The following is a 15,795-nucleotide window of genomic DNA, read 5'->3' as shown; positions in this document are numbered from 1 at the left end:
TCCGGCTTCGCCGTCTCCCAAGAGTCATCAGGAGTTGTTTCGTGGATCTCAACCTGCAGGACAAAGTGGCGCTGGTCCTCGGCGCCGGAGGCGGTCTCGGCGGTGCGATCGCCGACGCGCTGGCCGCCGAAGGGGCCAAGGTGGCCCTCGCCGACATCAACAAGGAGGCACTGGACGCGGTCCAGGAGCGCGTGGGTGCCCGGACGGCGACGGCCGCTGTCCAGTGGGACCTCGGCGACCTCGACTCGATCTCCGGTCATGTGGCCGCGATCGGGGAGCAGTTGGGCCCGGTGGATGTCCTGGTGAACGTGACCGGTGGCCCGCCGCCCACCCCGGTCGCCGGCCAGGACCGTACGACCTGGTCGCGGTACTTCGACTCGATGGTGCTCTCCGTCATCGGCATCACCGACGCCGTACTGCCCGGCATGCGCGAGCGCGGCTGGGGCCGCGTCATCACCAGCACCTCCAGCGGCGTCATCGCGCCCATCCCCAACCTCGGCCTGTCCAACGCGCTGCGCTCCAGCCTCGTCGGCTGGAACAAGACACTGGCGCGCGAGGTCGGCGCGTACGGCATCACCAGCAACCTTGTCGTCCCCGGCCGGATCGCGACCGGGCGGATCACCCAGCTCGACGAGGCCAAGGCCGCGCGCGAGGGACGGCCGGTCGCCGACGTCTCCGCGGAGAGCGTCGCCTCCATCCCGGTCGGGCGCTACGGAAGGCCCGCCGAGTACGCGGACATGATCGCGTTCCTCGCCAGCCCGCGGGCCGGCTACATCACCGGCAGCACCATCCGGATCGACGGCGGACTGATCGCGTCCGTGTGAGTCCGTGCCGGCGGATCCCCTGCCGCCGGCAGCACAACTTCATCTCCTTCATCTCCCTTTCCCTCCTCACCACTTCAGTGGAGGACACCATGAAGAGAACGTTGTTCCTCGCCGCGTCCTGTACGGTCGCCGCCCTCACGCTCACGGCCTGCGGCTCCGGTGAGTCGTCGTCGCAGAACGCCGCTGCTTCCTCGAATCCCCTGAACGCCAAGCTCCCCGACAGCATCAGGGACTCCGGCACGCTGAAGATCGCGGGCAGCACCACGGTCGCTCCCTACCTCTACAAGGACGGTTCCAAGGCCGCCGGTTTCGAGCGGGAGCTGATGGACGCCCTCGGCTCGGCGCTGGGCGTCAAGGTCCAGTTCTCCGACGCCGGTTTCCCCGCGCTCGTCCCCGGACTGCAGTCGAAGAAGTTCGACGTCGCCATGGGCGACTTCACCGACACCAAGGAACGCCAGCAGGCGGTGGACTTCGTCGACTACACGAAGTCGTACCAGTCGCTGTTCGTGCAGAAGGGGAACCCGAAGAAGCTGACCGGCAAGGACGACCTGTGCGGCGCCTCGGTGGCCGCCGCGACCGGCAGCATCTCCGCCCGGCTCGCCGAGGAGCAGAGCGCCGCGTGCAAGGACGCGGGCAAGAAAGCCGTGAAGGTCCTGCAGCTGGAGGACATATCCGCGGCGATGATGCAGGTGAAGACCAAGCGCGCCGACGCCATGCTCATCGACGTCGTCATCGGCCGTCATGTCGCCGAGACCGGCCAGTACGGCGAGGTGGTCGGCGAGCCGTTCTACCCGCAGTTCCACGGTGCGGCCGTCCGCAAGGACAACACCGAGCTGCGGGACGCGCTGGAGGCCGGCTTCAAGGAGATCATCCAGAACGGCAGTTACGGCAAGATCCTCGAGAAGTGGGGCATGAAGGACCTGGCCATGCCGGCCCCGAGCGTGAACGCGGCGACGTCATGACCACGGGCACTGCGATGACGTCCGACAGCGCCCTGGACGTGGACCGGCTCGTCGGTCTGCGGATTGCCCCGAATCGCAAGCCCTGGCAGTGGGCGGCGACCGCGGTCCTCGTCGTCCTGTTCGGGCTGATGGTCGCGTCGGTTGCGACGAACGAGAACATGGGCTGGTCGGTCGTCGGCGACTACCTGTTCAAGGCCGAGATACTGCGCGGGGTCGGCTGGACCGTGCTGCTCACCGTCCTGTGCATGGTGCTGGCCACCGTCCTCGGCGTCGTCATCGCGGTCCTGCGCACCTCGGACAACCGGGTCCTGTCCGCGGCGGCCTCCCTCTACCTGTGGTTCTTCCGCGGTACGCCGCTGCTGGTGCAGCTGATCTTCTGGTTCAACCTGGCCCTGGTGTTCCCGCTGCTCGGCCCCGCCGTCTTCTTCGGCGAGAGCGCGGGCGGCATCGACACCAACCAGGCGATCAACTGGTTCATGGCGGCGCTGCTCGGCTTCGGCCTGCACGAGGCCGCGTATATGTCCGAGGTCGTACGCGGCGGTTTCCTGGCCATCGACCGGGGCCAGACCGAGGCGGCCGAGTCGCTCGGCATGACCGGCGGCCAGACCCTGCGGCGCGTGCTGCTCCCGCAGGCCCTGCGGGTCATCGTGCCCCCGTCGGTCAACCAGTTCGTCAACCTGTTCAAGGCCACCTCCCTGGTCGCCTTCATCTCCGGCCAGGACCTGCTCTCCTCCGTCACCCACATCTACGCCACCAACTACCAGGTCATCCCGCTGCTGATCGTGGCCAGCATCTGGTACCTGGTCCTGGTGTCGCTGGCCACCTTCGGCCAGCACGTCCTGGAGAAGCGGCTCGGCCAGGGCCACGCGCACGCGACCGCCAAGGCCACCAAGACCGTGAAGGGAGCCAAGTGATGGCGGCCATGGTGCAGGCCCGCGGCCTGAAGAAGTCGTACGGCATGCTGACCGTCCTCGACGGGCTCGACTTCGACGTCGAACGCGGCGAAGTCGTGTGCATGCTCGGCCCGTCCGGGTCCGGCAAGTCCACCCTGCTGCGGTGCGTGAACCATCTGGAGCGTCCCGACGCCGGAGTGATCAGCGTCGACGGCGAGATCATCGGCTACCGCGCGTCCGGGGACCACCTCCGCGAACTGCGCGGCAAGGAACTGGCCCGCCAGCGAAGCCATATCGGCATGGTCTTCCAGCGGTTCAACCTCTTCCCGCACCGCACGATCCTCGACAACGTCATCGAGGGTGCGTGCGTGGTCAAGAAGGAACCGCGCGAGCAGGCCCGCGCCCACGCCCTCCAACTCCTCGACCGAGTCGGCCTCGCGAGCAAGGTCGACGCCTACCCCAACCACCTCTCCGGGGGCCAGCAGCAGCGCGTCGCCATCGCCCGCGCCCTCGCGCTCCGGCCGAAGCTGATGCTCTTCGACGAGCCCACCTCCGCGCTCGACCCGGAACTGGTCGGCGAGGTACTCGCCGTCATGAAGGACCTCGCCCGCGACGGCATGACCATGATCGTCGTCACGCACGAGATGGGCTTCGCCCGCGACGTCGCCGACCGCGTCATCTTCATGGACGGCGGAGTGATCGTCGAACAGGGCCCTCCGAGCGACGTGCTCGACAATCCCCGGGCCGAACGCACCCGCAGCTTCCTGGCACGCGTGCGCTGACACCCCCCTTCCCGGCACCCGCAGGCCGCTCCCGGCCCTACCGACCACGCCTCGGCCCCCTCTGAGGAGACTGAACACGGTGAATTCCACATTCGACCTCGCCCAGCCCGCCGCCCGGCTGGCCGACATCAAGCCCTCCCCGATCCGCGCCATCTTCGACCGCGCGAGCGAGCTGGAACGCGCCGGAGAGCGTGTCATCCACCTGGAGATCGGACGCCCGGACTTCGACACCCCCGAAGTGGCCAAGCAGCGCGCGACCCAGGCGATCGCGGACGGCAAGGTGCACTACGGACCCAACGCCGGCCAGCCGGAACTGCGTGCCGCCATCTCGCGCTACCTGGACCGGCGGCACAACCTCACATACAGCCCGGACGACGAGGTCCTCGTGACCATCGGCGCCAACGAGGCGGTATTCCTCGCCATCATGGCGTTCTGCGGCCCGGGCGACGAGGTCGTCATACCGGTGCCGGCCTGGTCGGCGTACGTGGCCTGCGTACGGCTGGCCGGCGCGACCCCGGTGATCCTGCCGCTCAGCGCCGACGACGGTTACCAGGTCGACCCCGACGCCCTGGCGGCCGTGATGACCGAGCGCACCCGCATGGTGGTCCTGTGCACTCCGCACAATCCGACCGGCGCGGTGACCGACCCCAAGCGGCTGGCCGGGGTCGCCGATGTCGTCCGGGACACCCGGGCGCTGGTGCTGTCCGACGAGATCTACGCCGAGCTGGTCTACGGCGGACGCCGGCACATCTCGCCCGCCTCGGTCGCCGACCTGCGCCACCGGACACTGGTCGTCGGCGGCTTCGCCAAGGCGTACGCGATGGACGGCTGGCGGCTGGGCTGGCTCGCCGGGCCCAAGGAACTCGTACGGCCCGCACTGCGGATCCGGCAGTTCACCACCATCTGCCCGACGACGTTCGCGCAACTCGGCGGCGCGGCCGCGCTCGACGAGGCCGGCGCCGAACGGGAGGCGATGCGCCAGGAGTTCGAACGGCGCCGCAACGCGGCACTGGAAGTGCTGGCCCAGCAGAACGTCCTGTCGCTCGGTGAGCCGGGCGGAGCGTTCTACATGTACCTGAGCTACCCCGAACGCCTGGGCCCCTCCGACGAGTTGGCCTGGCGCCTGCTGGAGGAACAGCACGTCGCCGTCGTACCCGGCACCGCCTTCGACGCCGACGGCGGCAAGCACGCCCTGCGCATCTCCTACGCCTGCGGCATCGACGACCTCCGCGAAGGACTGGGCCGTCTCGTCGCCACCGTGCACAGCAGCTGAACACTCAGGCGGCTCACGGCGGAGAGCTACTACGCCAGTCGTATGTGAGCCACCTTTGTAATACATAAGAACCACTACAGATTGTCGGCAGCCGCACGACGACTACGCAGTCCCGTTCCGGGAGCCTGGCAAGGTCCCCGAGGCCAGGATGTGGAGTCCTCTGCCATGGCTGCTTTCCTTCATCGACCGGGCCGGCCCGCCTTCCGGCGGCGCTGGTCCGTCGCCGCGCTGTGGGTGGTGGTGCCGGCCTCCCGAGCGTCGAACCGACCCGACCGATCATGAGCATGATGCCGATCTTCGGCATGCGGCGGGAGGCATACGTCCACGGCGACAGCCCGGCCCAGGCCATGATCAGCGGGTTCCGGTACACCGCCCGCGTCGTGGCGGCGGCCGCGCTGATCATGACGGCCGTGTTCTCGGGACTCATCGGCTCCGGCGAATCCGCCATCAAGCTGATCGGCTTCGGACTGGCCGTCGCCGTCCTCTTCGACGCCTTCGTCGTCCGCATGGCCCTCGTCCCCGCCGGCACAGAGGGAGAAGCCCTCAGCCGCCGCGCCTCCACCCCCCGGTCCGGCATCGCCGGAAAAGACAGGACGCTTTGATGACGACTCACGTACGCACGATGCTGGTCGGGGTCTTCCTCGCGTGCGGCACCCTGGTCACCGCGCTCGGCATCGCACGGCACGACGACGACGCCGACCCGGCCGGTTCCACGGCCCCGCGGGGCCCGTATGTGGCACTCGGCGACTCCTACACCGCCGGGCCGAAGATACCCAACCAGACCGGATCCCCGGCCGGGTGCGACCGCTCCGACCGCAACTACCCGGCGCTGGTCGCCGAAGAGCTGGGGCTGAAGGCTGCCGACTTCCGCGATGTGAGCTGCAGCGGGGCCACCACCGCCGACATGACCGCGCCGCAGTCCACCGATGGCGGGACCAATCCGGCCCAGTTGTCGGCGCTGTCCGCCGACACACGGCTGGTCACCCTCGGCATCGGCGGCAACGACATCGGCTTCAGCTCGCTGATCACCACCTGCGTCAAGGCGGGCGTGGTCTACGACGCGACCGGCCGCGGCAAGTACACCGGGAACGACGCACCGTGCCGGGGAAAGTACGTCTCCGGCGACACCGACGACGTACAGCAGAAGATCAGTACGGCGGGTGAACGGCTGTCGGAGACACTGACCGAGGTGAAGCGCCGTGCGCCGCAGGCCCGGGTGTACGTCGTGGGATACCCGGCGATCCTGCCGGCCAAAGGCGACGGCTGCCGCGACGACATGACCATCGCCCCCGGCGACGCGACGTACCTCAACGCCAAGGAACAGCAGCTCAACAGCATGCTGCGCCAACGGGCGCAGGACGCCGGAGCGGGATACGTCGACACGTACCAGCCCTCCGTCGGCCGCGACGCCTGCTCGGACAGGGACACCCGCTGGGTCGAGCCGCTTCTGCCCAGCGCCCCCGCCGCGCCCATGCACCCCAACGAGCGCGGCGCCCGTGGCATGGCCGACGCCGTGTTGCGCGCCGCCAGCGCTTCGAAATGATCACCATTGAGCCGATTGTCCATTCCCCGCACAGGGCCACGGCACCGCGCGCCATGGCCCTCACCGACCGGGACCGCCTTGAGCGGAGGGGGTCCCGCCACGCCGTACCCCGTGGGGACGGGGTACGGCACGGGGCTCCCGGACCCGATATTCCCCCCAGGTCCGGGAGCCCCTCTTTGAAGCCCGAGCAGGACGAACAGAGCAAGAACAGACCTGCCCGTTCGCCCAGCACACCGATGAAAGAGAGCACACCATGAGCAGTAACGGTTTTGAAGGACGCAGCGTCGTCGTCACCGGAGCGGGATCGGGCATCGGCCGCGCCGCCGCCTTCAAGTTCGCCGCTGAGGGAGCGCGGGTCCTGGTCGCCGACCTGAACCCGGAAGGCGCCGGGGAGACCGTCAAGGCCATCGAGAACGAGGGTGGCATCGCCCGCGCGGTCGTCGGCGACCTGAGCGACCAGAGCGTCGTGGACGAGGTCGTCGCCACCGCCGTGGATACCTTCGGCGGCGTGAACGTCCTGGTCAACAACGCCGGGATCATGGACCGCATGTCGGCTCTCGGTGAGACCGACGACGCCGAGTGGGAGCGCGTCATCCGGGTCAATCTCACCGCCCCCTTCCTGCTGGCCCGGGCGGTCCTGCCGCACATGCTGGCCAACACCGACGGCGGCGCGATCGTCTTCACCGCCTCCGAGGCGAGCCTGCGGGGCAGCGCCGCCGGCGCCGCGTACACCGCTTCCAAACACGGCATCGTCGGGCTGGTCAAGTCCCTCTCCGTCATGTACCGCGGGGTGGGGATCCGGGCGAACGCCATCGTTCCCGGGGCGACCGCGACCAGCATCCAGGTCGACGCCCGGGCGGATGCCCATGGGCCGGCCACGCTCCGTCCCTACCTCGGCCTCTCCGGACGGCCGGCCGCCGCCGACGAACAGGCCGCCGCCATCCTCTTCCTCGCCTCCGACGCCGCCAGCAACATCAACGGCGCCGTCCTGCCCGTCGACAACGGCTGGTCCGCCATCTGACGAGGACCCCTCGCCACGTCTGAGGCTCGGTGGTTCCTGCGGCTGACCAGGGTCGGCCGCAGGAACCACAGCAGCAATCCCACTCAGGCACGAAGGACCCCCCGGGCCGCCGCGATCGCCAGGCCGTCCGGTTCGACCCGACCAAGCGGCGCCCAAACGAACACAGCGTCCCTTTCGGCGCCGTTGAACCGTCGTTCCTCAGTACCGCTCCCGCCAGGAACTCCCCCCATGATCAAAAGCTTGCGGCGACTCGTGCTCGATCACCCGCGCGCCGTCAATGTGACGGTGGCCGTCGTGCCCTTCGCCTGTTCGTCCCTCGGCAGTATCGTCACGCTCCCCGGCGCAGCGCTGCCGGTCACGTGGTGGCCCGGCGTGCTGCTGTCAGGCGTCTCCTGCACCGCCCTGCTGTGGCGCCGCAGTCACCCCCGCACCGCAGTGGCAGTAATCACCGTCTCCACCATGGCCATCGCCGCGCTCGGCTACCTGGTCACCGCCCTGATGCTGGGACCGCTCATGGCCGCTCTCTACTCACTGGCCGTCCGCACCGACCGAAGAACCGCGTACGCCGTTACCTTCACCTGCATCGCCATGCTGGTGGGGACGGCAGTCTTCGACGGCCCGACCGACGAACCGCTGGCCCTCAGGACCATCAGCCCCGCCGCCTGGCTGATCATGTCCACCGTCCTCGGCACCACCCACCGGCTGCGCGCGGCCTACCTGGAAGCCGTACAGACCCGCGCCGAGCACGCGGAACGAACCCGGGAGGACGAAGCGCGGCATCGCGTCATCGAAGAGCGCGTGCGCATCGCCCGCGAACTGCACGACGTCGCCGCCCACCACCTCGCCCTGGCCAACGCGCAGGCCAGCACCGTCGCCCACCTCATGCGCAGCCGACCGGACGAGGCCGCGAAAATTGTCGCCGAACTCGCCGGAACAACCTCCGCAGCCCTGCGTGAACTCAAGGCCACCGTCGGCCTGTTGCGCCGCGCCGACGACACGGACGAGCCCCTGCAACCCGTTCCCGGGCTCGCTCAGCTCCCGGAACTGACCGCCTCGTTCCAGAGCACGGGACTCATCGTCACCGTCACCACCGACGGGGACCCCCGGCCGCTCTCCGCAGGAGCGGAACTCACGGCGTACCGCATCGTGCAGGAGGCACTCACCAACGTCACCAAGCACGCCGTCACCGGTTCGGCCGACGTGCGGCTCGTCTACGCCAATGGCCTGCTGGGCATCACCGTCACCAACGAGGGAGGCAGCAAACCGCCTTCACCTCCTGCGCCGGACAGCGGATACGGCCTCATCGGCATGCGCGAGCGCGCCGCCTCGGCCGGCGGCCGCCTGCGCGTGGGCCATCGCCCTCAGGGCGGCTTCGAAGTCTTCGTCGAACTGCCGCTGTGCCCCCTCTCCTTGTGAGAAGTCAGGTTCGAAGGCATGGAGCGACCGGCAGTAGGCCGTGCACTGTTGGGAAACCGAGTTGGTCGCGACGAAGCGGGCAAAGGCTCACATGATCACGGGAGGGTTGACGTTCTGTGATCGCAAAGGACCTCTTACCCGTGTTGCGTCATCTCTGTTCGGAACGCGCCGACCCGCGGTTCGGGTGGCGGCATGATTGAAGTCCTCATGAAACGAATACCTGACCGCTCACCGGCCTCGGTATCCCGTGTCCTGCTCCGCGGCCCAGGTCCGCAGCCGGGTCACGGCCTCTTCCCGTGACAGCGGGCCGCGTTCGAGATGCAGCTCTTGTAGATGGCGAGTGGCCGCGCCGATCAGTGGGCCTGGAGGTATGCCGAGGAGCTCCATGATGGCCTTGCCGTCCAGAGCCACCGCAACGTTTGGGAGCCTTCTGTATTTCTCGACCTTCGCAGCGGCACGCGCTGTTCTCTCATGCTCCGCCAGCTGCTCCTGATGCCACTCGTCGTAGGTTGCCGCCCATCGAGCGGTCCGGCCGGCCAACTGCCAGCCGTCCATGTCCTGTTCCCGGCCAAGCCCCACCTCCCGGAACAGGTCGTGGTAGTTCGCTTCTTCGGAGCTGCGCGGAACGACATCGAGCAGGGCGAGCGCGGCGTTGATCGGCCAGTCTTCCCGTGGACCGGTGAAGTCCCAGGTATGGGCCGGGCCCCACACCTTCGCGCCGGTTCGCCACACGGCAGCGGTCTGGTATCCGTCTCCTCCGTGGAAGTCTGCCTGCACGTAGGCGATCGGCCCGCCCCGGGACCAGTAGCCCAAGGTCTGCCCGAAGGCCGGGGACATTACCGTGAATGGTTGACCAGGCCCGGCGCCATCCTGACCGGTAAGCAGACCAGTTGCCTCCTCGAGGAGCTGTTTGGTGACTGGCACCAGCCCCATGCGCTGTCGGAGCGGGGCGACAGCCGCTTCCCGAATCCCGGCAGTCCGGCTCCTGAGCAGGTCGAAGCTTCCAATGACGGCGTTGAGCTCGTACGGCATTCCCGCAGGGTAGCCACACAGCCGATCGATTTTTAGAGCGCCCTGCGGTAGGCATCACTCCAGTCGCCTGCTGGTGGGGCGGCCGTCCCAGCGGTAGCGCGGGGTCGCACGGCGGATGAGCATACGCAGTGTGACGATCGCAGCGGACAGGTAGGGGCGGAAGTCCGTTGGCCGCAGCCGAGACGATGCGGCGCCGGGGCTCAACCCGCGCGAACCGGCCCATCAGGACCTCGAACGCCTCCTGCCCACAGGCAGGGTCTACGCCGTGACCCGCAGTCCGATCGGCCCCGTCCAACCCCCGCGGTAAGCGAACCCGGGAGTGCCCTTCGTCAACAGCAAGGAGCAGGACCAAGCGATTCGATCCAGGACACGAAGTCCGCGGACACGACGTCGAAGTCCGCAGGATCCAGATCGCCCAGCCCGGAGGAGAACACGGCGGAGTCCGGGTCATCGGCACGCAGGAGGAATCCGCGGCCACCGCTGTCATCACCGACGAGGAGGAAACCCGGTGCATACTGCGCGACTTCGTACGTGGCATTGCGTTCACCGATGTCCCCTGCCGAGTACACGGCGACACCGGACTCGGTGAGAAGGCCGTCCCTCACGCTCCACAGTGCCACCAGCGGAGCCGGCAGGTTCACCTCCGTCTCGGCCCACGCCCGCCTCACATCGGCCGGCGTTGCCGCCGACGGCCTCGAAACCGACCCCGTCACCCTGCACCCCTCCGAACAGACTCCGGCTGCCTTGACAAGCAGCGGCACAGCCACTCCCACCAGGACCGCTCCCGAGCAAACCACTACAACCGAGCTGGCTGCTGGCCAACATGATCACGATCTACAGCAGGAGTACCGGGCGGAACGAGACCTTGGGACCCGGAAGTTCGGCGAACGAGCTCACCCGTGTCCGCATCTGCCGGCCGGCGTTCGGCGTTGAAGGAGATGCGGATCATCTGGTCCTGCCTTCCCTGCTTTTCCTGTTGCTCGGGGTCCGGCCGTGTGGGACCGGTGCCGCCCGCGCTCTGCGGTCAGACGCTGTCAAGGCAGGCGAACCACCCGGCCGTCGCGGGCATTGGACCGGGCGGCGTCCCACCCGCCGCGGCTCGAGGCGATTGGTTCGACGGCGTCTCCGCGCCGAACCTCTTCCCCAGAGGGGTTCGAGCGTCCCCGCTTTCGTCGTCTGCACTCGACCGGAGTGGGTATACCGCGCCATCGTCGGTGTCGGCGCCGGTAGCCACTTGCCCCCGCAGGGGCGGGCTTCACCGAGCCACCTCGGCGGCCCAGTGGCCGGCGAGGTCCGCGTAGCCGGCGGAGACGGCGAGAAGATCCTTGTGGGTGCCCAGGTAGGCGTGCTCGCCGTCGAGCAGCAGGACGTGCCGGGCGCGCCGGGCGGAGGCTATGCGGTGGGCGATGACGATCAGCGTGCCCGGTCTGGCGGCGAAGGCGCTCTCCGCGCGGGCCTCGGCCGCCGGGTCGAGGTGGCAGGTGGCCTCGTCAAGGACGACGACGCGGGCCGGTGACACGAAGGCCCGTGCGAGGACCAGCAGTTGCCGCTCCCCGGTGGACAACTGGGTGGCCGGGTCGACGAGTTCGGCGTCCAGGCCGCCGAGTCGTTCGATCACGGCGTCGGCGCCCACCTCCACGGCCGCACGGGCGAGTTCGGCGTCGGTCGCGGTACTCGCCAGATACCGGAGGTTCTCGCGGACGCTGCCGTGGTAGACGTACGCCTCCTGCGGGACCAGGGCGACCGTACGGGCGCTGCTGCCCGGGTCGAGCCGTGCGAGGTCGCTCCCTCCGAGCCGAACCGTGCCCGAGCTGGGCGTTTCGAGGCCCGCCAGGAGGCCCGCCAGAGTGGACTTCCCGATGCCGCTGGCGCCGACGATCGCCAGATGCCCGCCTTCGGGCACGTCGAGGGAGAGGTCGCGCAGGACGGGCTCGGCGTGCGGGCCGTAGCCGAAGGTGAGGCGTTCGGCGGTCAGCCGGAAGCCGTCCGGTGCGGAGACGGAGGCCGTGCCCGGCGCCGTCTCCGGCTCGATGTACGCCGTTTCCGCCAGCCGTGTCAACGTGCTGCCCAGCTGGGTCCAGTAGCCGCCGACGGATCCGGTGACGGACGCGAGCGCGCCGATGAGGGAACCCGTCACATAGGTGATCGCGCCGACCAGTTCGCCGGGGCTGATCCGGCCCGTGCTCACCAGCCAGGGTCCGGTGAGCAGCAGCGCCAGCAGCGGCAGATGGCCACCGAGGAAGACGAGCAGCACCCGCACCGCCCCGAACCGGGCCGCGGCCACGCCCGCCCGGACATACGCGTTCGTCGCCGCCTCGACCTGGCCGAGGGCGTGCTCCCGCGCGCCGAGGGCGAAGATGTCACGGGCTGCGCCCAGTACCTCCCCGGTCCGTACGGCCACCTGCTCCTCGGCGAGGACCACCGCGCGGCGCCGGCGCATCATGGCGCGCAGCGTCAGCGGGAACACCAGAAGGACGGACAGCAAGGGGGGCACCACGACGGCCGCCGCGACGGGGTCGAGCAGCAGCAGTCCGATCACCGCCGCGACCAGGGTGAGCGCGAGCGGACGGGCCGTGCGCAGCAGGGTGGCGACCAGGTTGCGCACCAGCTCCACCTGGCGGGTCAGCCGGGCCACCGCGGCGGAGTCGGCCCGGCCCTGTCGGGCGGCCTGTTCCACGGTGGCGCGGACCAGGACGCGTACGAGATGGTCCCGCAGCGGTTCGACGACGGCGGCGAAGTACGGGAACATCGCCCGCTCCGCGCCGGCCCGCGCCCCGTAGAGGACGGCCAGCAGGCCCAGCCAGGCCAGACCCGTGAGGGGGCGGTCCGCGAGGAAGCCCCGGTCGATCGCGGCGGCCGTCACCCAGCCGGAGGCGAGGGCGGGGGACGCCTCGACCAGCGACCAGGCCGCCAGCCCGGTCAGCGGGCGGCGGCTCCCACGCAGTCCCGAGCGCAGCAGCCGCAGGCCGTCGCCGCTCACCACACTAGACATCGGCTGTCTCCTGTTCGTCGTGCGCCGGAGTCGGTGGCGAGGTCAAACTCGGAGTCTGGGCCGGGGCCGGAATCGGGGTGCCGGTCTCCGTCTCCGGCGCCGTCTCCATCCCTGTTCCCATCGCCATCCCCGTCTCCGTCTCCGCGAAGACCGCGCGGTATCCGTCGTCACGCCACAGTTCCGCGTGCGGGGCGAGGGCCGCGATCCGTCCGCCGTCCAGCCATGCCACCAGGTCGCAGCGGGCCGCGGTGGCCGCCCGGTGGGCCACGATCAGGCGGGTGCGGCCGTGCAGCCGGGTGGTGAGCGCCTCGGTCACCTCGGCCTCGGTGACTGTGTCCAGTCCGGAGGTCGCGTCGTCGAGGACGTACACGCGCGCGGGGCGGACCAGAGCGCGGGCCAGGCCGATCCTCTGGCGTTCGCCGCCGGACATGGGGGCGTCCGCCAGTGCGGTGTAGTACCCGTGCGGCAGCCGGCGGACGAATGCGTCGGCGTGCGCTGTCCGGGCGGCCTCGACGACGTCGGCGTGGTCCAGACCCGGCCCGCCGTACGCGATGGCCTCGTGGACGGTGGCGCCGGTGAGCGCCGGACGGTCGAAGGCATAGCTGACCTGGCGGCCCAGTTCCGTGAGGGGCAGTTCGTCGACCGGCACGCCGTCCAGGAGCACCTGGCCGCCGTCGGGGTCGGACAGCCGGCCGATCAGTCCGGCGACCACGCTCTTGCCGGTGCCGGAGCGGCCCACCAGCGCGATCGAGCGCCCGGCCGGCAGTCGCAGGTCCAGCCGGTCCAGTACGGGCACGCCGTCCCTGGTGACCGTCACCTCGCGCAGCTCCACCTCGCCCGGACCGGCCGGGAGGCCCTGCCGGGTGCCGTCCACGGGGCCAGGGCGGGCGAGGATCTCGGCGAGGCGGGTGGTGCCGGCGCGGACCTGGGCTATCTCCAGCAGTACGTCGATCTGGGCGAGCGCGCCGGAGGCCATGCCCAAGTACCCGGTCACCGCGAGGAGTTCGGCCGGGCCGGTCCGGCCCGACGCCACGCCGAGGCCCGCGACCGCCAGGACGACGACCTGGGTCAGCGGGATCAGCAGCTTCAGCTGCCATACGGTGCCGCGCTGAAGGTTCCACAGGGCCTGTCCGGCCGCCGACAGCCCGGGCAGCGGGGCGAGCACCCGGTCGGTCTCGGCGCCGACCGTGCCGGCGGCCCTGATGGTACGGGCGCCCGCGAGCGCCGACATCAGGCGGGCGGAGATGGCGGACTGGGCCTCCAGGTAGCCGGCCTGCGCGGTGGTCGCGCCGCCGATGAAGCGCCGGGAGACCAGCACGACCGCCGGCACGGCGAGGGTGAAGACCAGTCCCGCCCACGGGTCGATCCACCACAGCAGACCGAGCGCGACCACGGAACTGGCCAGGGAGATCACCGAACCGGCGACCGTCACCATGAGCCCCGCCGTGCCCGGCGCGGCCTGAACCACCCGGGCCGTGGCATCGCCCGGTGCCAGTGTCGAGCGGTGACCGAACGTCAGCAGATGTCCCACGGTGTGCGTCTGGAGCCAGGCGCCCGCCCGTCCCACGACCGAGGCGCCCAGCGGGGCGGTCGTGGCGTCCAGCAGACCGGACAGCGCGACCGCCGCGCCGAGCAGGGCCACCGGGCGCACGGCGTTGCCGCCGTCCAGCGCGGCCTTGACCGAGGCCGCGAGCAGTGTGGGGGTGGCCAGGCCGAGCAGTGCCCTGGTGACCATGAGGGCCACCAGGGCGGTCAGCGGGCCGCGGACACGCGCCGCCGTGCTCAGCAGCAGTGCACGGCTTCCGTCCGGGGCCATGTCGCTCTCTCCTTCGTGTCGTACCGCCTGTGCCGAATTGTCCGTGTCGTGCTGTCCCGCGCGTTACCAGGTGGTGGCGCAGGTGCGGGTGGCGATGTCGTCGAGGGTGATGCCGCAGTCGACGGCTTGGACGTGCGTCTCCTCACCGTTCAGCAGTTGCAGGGCGTCGATGTCGGTGTCGGTGTCCGCCATGCTCCGGGCCTCTCCTTTTCCTCCGGCTGTGGGAACGCGTCCGGCTACTGGACCGAGAACCAGCAGGTGATCTTGCAGGTGCTGCCGCAGGGTTCCGGGTCCAGTTCGCCGTCGTACAGCCGGCTCTCCTCGGCGAGGAGGAGCTGGAGGGCGTCCGTCTCGATCTCCATCACGCTGTGTCTCCATTTCTTCTCTGGGTAGGGTGGGTGACCGGCCGGGCGCGCGTGCGTTGCGCGCCCGGCCGGTTCGTCAGAGAGCGCTGGTGAGGTTGCAGGTGATGTCGCAGCTGTAGTTGCAGCTCACCGCGCAGGTGAACGTGCCGCATTCGTCCTTGTCGCGGTCACCGGTGTAGAGCCGCGCCTCCTCGCTGGTCATCAGCTGGAGGACGTCCAGGCCCAGCTCGATGGTCTGCATCTCCAGAGGCCGCATCAGCCGGCTCGTCATACGCAGACGCTGTTTTCGCAGGGACGTGTGCACATGCAGGTGACGCCACAGGCATCCGGGTCCAGGTCGCCGTCGTACAGCTGGCTCTCCTCGGCGAGGAGGAGCTGGAGGGCGTCCGTCTCGATCTCCATCACGCTGTGTCTCCATTTCTTCTCTGGGTAGGGTGGGTGACCGGCCGGGCGCGCGTGCGTTGCGCGCCCGGCCGGTTCGTCAGAGAGCGCTGGTGAGGTTGCAGGTGATGTCGCAGCTGTAGTTGCAGCTCACCGCGCAGGTGAACGTGCCGCATTCGTCCTTGTCGCGGTCACCGGTGTAGAGCCGCGCCTCCTCGCTGGTCATCAGCTGGAGAGCGTCGAGGCCTAGGTCGATGGTGGTGTCCATGTCCGTAAGTCACCTCCTCTCGGGTGTCGTTACGGTTGTGCCTGTCCTGCCCGGTCACCGGATCAGCCGGTGACGGTGCAGGTGGCGCCGCAGGTGGCCTTGCAGGTGGGGCCGTCGCAGGTGATGCCGCACGTCGCCGGGTCCAGGCCGCCGCCGTCGTACAGCGACGCGTCGGCGGGGCCGAGCAGCTGGAGCGCCTCGATTTCGAGTTCCATGTCCATGAATTC

18 protein-coding genes and 2 pseudogenes are annotated in these 15,795 nt (G+C 69.8%); 9 read left to right on the top strand and 11 right to left on the bottom strand.

Annotated elements, in window-relative coordinates:
• Nucleotides 1-41: 41 nt before the first annotated feature.
• The 9 genes and pseudogenes from ACFYXF_RS11570 (at nt 42) to ACFYXF_RS11530 (ending at nt 8,714) form a co-directional block, all read left to right on the top strand.
• On the top strand, nt 42-824 hold the full coding sequence (locus ACFYXF_RS11570; RefSeq protein ID WP_389349324.1) for an SDR family oxidoreductase: 783 nt from the start codon (nt 42-44) through the stop codon (nt 822-824).
• 89 nt (nt 825-913) lie between these two features.
• Nucleotides 914-1,786, top strand: a complete 873-nt coding sequence (locus ACFYXF_RS11565; protein ID WP_389349323.1) for an ABC transporter substrate-binding protein — start codon at nt 914-916, stop codon at nt 1,784-1,786.
• Nucleotides 1,783-2,700, top strand: coding sequence for an amino acid ABC transporter permease (locus tag ACFYXF_RS11560; protein ID WP_389349322.1), 918 nt, complete (start codon nt 1,783-1,785; stop codon nt 2,698-2,700). The genes ACFYXF_RS11565 and ACFYXF_RS11560 overlap by 4 nt, the downstream gene beginning before the upstream one ends.
• Nucleotides 2,700-3,461: an amino acid ABC transporter ATP-binding protein gene (locus ACFYXF_RS11555; RefSeq protein WP_389349321.1), complete on the top strand. Its 762-nt coding sequence runs from the start codon at nt 2,700-2,702 to the stop codon at nt 3,459-3,461. Before ACFYXF_RS11560 ends, ACFYXF_RS11555 begins: the two co-directional genes overlap by 1 nt.
• 79 nt (nt 3,462-3,540) lie before the next feature.
• Nucleotides 3,541-4,734 (top strand): pyridoxal phosphate-dependent aminotransferase, encoded by a 1,194-nt coding sequence (locus tag ACFYXF_RS11550; protein ID WP_389349320.1) that lies wholly within the window; start codon nt 3,541-3,543, stop codon nt 4,732-4,734.
• Nucleotides 4,735-4,967: 233 nt separating this feature from the next.
• Nucleotides 4,968-5,336: pseudogene (locus ACFYXF_RS11545) on the top strand (MMPL family transporter); the annotation flags it as partial.
• Nucleotides 5,336-6,277, top strand: a complete 942-nt coding sequence (locus ACFYXF_RS11540; protein WP_389349319.1) for an SGNH/GDSL hydrolase family protein — start codon at nt 5,336-5,338, stop codon at nt 6,275-6,277. The pseudogene ACFYXF_RS11545 and the gene ACFYXF_RS11540, both read left to right, overlap by 1 nt.
• A 253-nt stretch (nt 6,278-6,530) precedes the next feature.
• Entirely contained in the window at nt 6,531-7,298 is a 768-nt protein-coding gene (locus ACFYXF_RS11535) for an SDR family NAD(P)-dependent oxidoreductase (RefSeq protein ID WP_389349318.1), read from the top strand.
• A 228-nt stretch (nt 7,299-7,526) separates the two neighbouring features.
• Nucleotides 7,527-8,714, top strand: coding sequence for a sensor histidine kinase (locus tag ACFYXF_RS11530; protein ID WP_389349317.1), 1,188 nt, complete (start codon nt 7,527-7,529; stop codon nt 8,712-8,714).
• Between the two features lie 228 nt (nt 8,715-8,942).
• Here the strand turns inward: ACFYXF_RS11530 and ACFYXF_RS11525 are convergent, their stop codons facing one another.
• The 11 genes and pseudogenes from ACFYXF_RS11525 to ACFYXF_RS11475 form a co-directional block, all read right to left on the bottom strand.
• Nucleotides 8,943-9,746, bottom strand: coding sequence for a hypothetical protein (locus ACFYXF_RS11525; protein WP_389349316.1), 804 nt, complete (start codon nt 9,744-9,746; stop codon nt 8,943-8,945).
• 54 nt (nt 9,747-9,800) lie between these two features.
• Nucleotides 9,801-9,920 (bottom strand): annotated as a pseudogene (locus ACFYXF_RS11520) (IS5/IS1182 family transposase); the annotation flags it as partial.
• A 155-nt stretch (nt 9,921-10,075) separates the two neighbouring features.
• Entirely contained in the window at nt 10,076-10,507 is a 432-nt protein-coding gene (locus ACFYXF_RS11515; protein ID WP_389349315.1) for a hypothetical protein, read from the bottom strand.
• A gap of 494 nt (nt 10,508-11,001) precedes the next feature.
• Nucleotides 11,002-12,738 (bottom strand): ABC transporter ATP-binding protein, encoded by a 1,737-nt coding sequence (locus tag ACFYXF_RS11510; RefSeq protein WP_389349314.1) that lies wholly within the window; start codon nt 12,736-12,738, stop codon nt 11,002-11,004.
• Nucleotides 12,731-14,554: an ABC transporter ATP-binding protein gene (locus ACFYXF_RS11505; protein WP_389349313.1), complete on the bottom strand. Its 1,824-nt coding sequence runs from the start codon at nt 14,552-14,554 to the stop codon at nt 12,731-12,733. The genes ACFYXF_RS11510 and ACFYXF_RS11505 overlap by 8 nt, the downstream gene beginning before the upstream one ends.
• Nucleotides 14,555-14,617: 63 nt before the next feature.
• Nucleotides 14,618-14,746, bottom strand: a complete 129-nt coding sequence (locus tag ACFYXF_RS11500) for a hypothetical protein (RefSeq protein WP_389349312.1) — start codon at nt 14,744-14,746, stop codon at nt 14,618-14,620.
• Between the two features lie 44 nt (nt 14,747-14,790).
• Nucleotides 14,791-14,919 (bottom strand): hypothetical protein, encoded by a 129-nt coding sequence (locus ACFYXF_RS11495; protein ID WP_389349311.1) that lies wholly within the window; start codon nt 14,917-14,919, stop codon nt 14,791-14,793.
• A 76-nt stretch (nt 14,920-14,995) separates the two neighbouring features.
• Complete coding sequence (locus tag ACFYXF_RS11490; RefSeq protein ID WP_389349310.1) at nt 14,996-15,190, bottom strand: hypothetical protein; 195 nt, start codon at nt 15,188-15,190, stop codon at nt 14,996-14,998.
• Nucleotides 15,187-15,324, bottom strand: coding sequence for a hypothetical protein (locus ACFYXF_RS11485; protein WP_389349309.1), 138 nt, complete (start codon nt 15,322-15,324; stop codon nt 15,187-15,189). The genes ACFYXF_RS11490 and ACFYXF_RS11485 overlap by 4 nt, the downstream gene beginning before the upstream one ends.
• A gap of 76 nt (nt 15,325-15,400) precedes the next feature.
• Nucleotides 15,401-15,568: a hypothetical protein gene (locus tag ACFYXF_RS11480; RefSeq protein ID WP_389349308.1), complete on the bottom strand. Its 168-nt coding sequence runs from the start codon at nt 15,566-15,568 to the stop codon at nt 15,401-15,403.
• Nucleotides 15,569-15,630: 62 nt separating this feature from the next.
• Entirely contained in the window at nt 15,631-15,789 is a 159-nt protein-coding gene (locus ACFYXF_RS11475) for a hypothetical protein (RefSeq protein WP_389349307.1), read from the bottom strand.
• Nucleotides 15,790-15,795 lie beyond the last annotated feature (6 nt).

Source organism: Streptomyces sp. NPDC002680 (assembly GCF_042889145.1).
GTDB lineage: Bacteria > Actinomycetota > Actinomycetes > Streptomycetales > Streptomycetaceae > Streptomyces > Streptomyces adonidis.
This window is presented reverse-complemented; position numbering and strand designations above follow the sequence as displayed.

What these genes read in the sequence shown, in the direction of transcription:
- ACFYXF_RS11500 (WP_389349312.1), bottom strand. Translation starts at nt 14,746, where the DNA reads ATGGCGGACACCGACACCGACATCGACGCCCTGCAACTGCTGAACGGT.
- ACFYXF_RS11475 (WP_389349307.1), bottom strand. Translation starts at nt 15,789, where the DNA reads ATGGACATGGAACTCGAAATCGAGGCGCTCCAGCTGCTCGGCCCCGCC.
- ACFYXF_RS11535 (WP_389349318.1), top strand. Translation starts at nt 6,531, where the DNA reads ATGAGCAGTAACGGTTTTGAAGGACGCAGCGTCGTCGTCACCGGAGCG.
- ACFYXF_RS11505 (WP_389349313.1), bottom strand. Translation starts at nt 14,554, where the DNA reads ATGGCCCCGGACGGAAGCCGTGCACTGCTGCTGAGCACGGCGGCGCGT.
- ACFYXF_RS11510 (WP_389349314.1), bottom strand. Translation starts at nt 12,738, where the DNA reads ATGTCTAGTGTGGTGAGCGGCGACGGCCTGCGGCTGCTGCGCTCGGGA.
- ACFYXF_RS11555 (WP_389349321.1), top strand. Translation starts at nt 2,700, where the DNA reads ATGGCGGCCATGGTGCAGGCCCGCGGCCTGAAGAAGTCGTACGGCATG.
- ACFYXF_RS11480 (WP_389349308.1), bottom strand. Translation starts at nt 15,568, where the DNA reads ATGGACACCACCATCGACCTAGGCCTCGACGCTCTCCAGCTGATGACC.
- ACFYXF_RS11530 (WP_389349317.1), top strand. Translation starts at nt 7,527, where the DNA reads ATGATCAAAAGCTTGCGGCGACTCGTGCTCGATCACCCGCGCGCCGTC.
- ACFYXF_RS11490 (WP_389349310.1), bottom strand. Translation starts at nt 15,190, where the DNA reads ATGACGAGCCGGCTGATGCGGCCTCTGGAGATGCAGACCATCGAGCTG.
- ACFYXF_RS11560 (WP_389349322.1), top strand. Translation starts at nt 1,783, where the DNA reads ATGACCACGGGCACTGCGATGACGTCCGACAGCGCCCTGGACGTGGAC.
- ACFYXF_RS11540 (WP_389349319.1), top strand. Translation starts at nt 5,336, where the DNA reads ATGACGACTCACGTACGCACGATGCTGGTCGGGGTCTTCCTCGCGTGC.
- ACFYXF_RS11565 (WP_389349323.1), top strand. Translation starts at nt 914, where the DNA reads ATGAAGAGAACGTTGTTCCTCGCCGCGTCCTGTACGGTCGCCGCCCTC.
- ACFYXF_RS11525 (WP_389349316.1), bottom strand. Translation starts at nt 9,746, where the DNA reads ATGCCGTACGAGCTCAACGCCGTCATTGGAAGCTTCGACCTGCTCAGG.